Here is a 1,125-nt window from a genome sequence, read left to right on the forward strand (position 1 = left end):
GTTTCTCCTAACTTTGTCAGCGAATATTCAACTTTAGGCGGCACTTGTGGATAGACTTCACGATGTACTATTCCATCAGCTTCTAATTCGCGCAATTGGTTCGTCAACATTCTCTGAGTCACATTTGGCAGTAATCGTCGCAGCTCATTAAAACGCTTAGTGCCACCCATTAAATGAAACAAAATAACGGCCTTCCATTTACCACCAATCAAGTCTAAAGCCGCTTCAACTGGGCAATTAGTATAATTTTCGTGACGTTGTTTTTTAGCCATATCAACCCTCTACAATCTCAAAGTAGGTATACAACAGTACACTACCTGCGTTATTTGTGCGTACTTACAATAATTTATCCGAAATCATACAATCTGCCCTCCATTTGGGAAAGTCCTTAATTAACAAGGACTCTCAAAAATATTGAGCAATTTACCACTAAAAAATGAGGCAATAGTATGAACATCAAACAAACAGCAATTATTGTGTTGGATGCACAAAATGACTTTTTCACGCCGAACGGCAAGCTATATGAAGCAATGGAACCTGTATTAAAGAAATACCAGGTCGTTGCAAATATGAACAAGGTTATTGAAACAGGCAGGAATGCTGGAGCAACCATCATTCTCGCACCATTATTTTTTGAACAAGGATGCCCTGAAGCTGGAGCAGAACCCTATGGCATTATGAGGCCAGTTTCTGAATCTCAATCCTTTATTCGAGGAACTTTGGGAGCAGAAATAGCTGAGAGCATATCCTTATCAACAGATGATTTAATCATTCCCAAAAATCATATCTCTGGTTTTGAAGGTACCGATCTTGAAACTCAACTGCGTGACAGGAATATTGAAACCGTTGTGCTTTGTGGTGGCCTAACTGATGTGTGTGTTGAAACAACCATGCGACAAGCCTACGACAAGCGATTCGAGGTTTATACCGTTAAAGACGCAACAGCCACCATAGACTTGGCAAAACACGATTTAACGATAGAGAAAAGCTACCCACTATTTTCTAAACCACTAACAGCGAAAGAGTTTATGTTAATGGTCGATAAGCAGGCGAGTATAGCTGCGTAGTAATACAAACTAGAGAATGATGGAGGAAAAGTTTTACTTCCTCCATCACCTCTTATTT

At 39.7% G+C, this 1,125-nt stretch carries 2 protein-coding genes; one reads left to right on the forward strand and one right to left on the reverse strand.

Annotated features, from left to right (window positions below):
• The coding region (locus tag AC3AYF_RS21565; RefSeq protein ID WP_487780514.1) for a winged helix-turn-helix transcriptional regulator at positions 1–272 on the reverse strand (272 nt) is incomplete at its 3' end.
• 177 nt (positions 273–449) lie between these two features.
• Between AC3AYF_RS21565 and AC3AYF_RS21570 the strand changes: the two genes are divergently transcribed.
• Complete coding sequence (locus AC3AYF_RS21570) at positions 450–1,067, forward strand: cysteine hydrolase family protein (protein ID WP_487780515.1); 618 nt, start codon at positions 450–452, stop codon at positions 1,065–1,067.
• Positions 1,068–1,125 lie beyond the last annotated feature (58 nt).

It is taken from the genome of Salinicola sp., from assembly GCF_982684285.1.

Bases quoted from the DNA above. Each gene is read 5' to 3' on its own strand.
- AC3AYF_RS21570 (WP_487780515.1), top strand. From the start codon at position 450: ATGAACATCAAACAAACAGCAATTATTGTGTTGGATGCACAAAATGAC.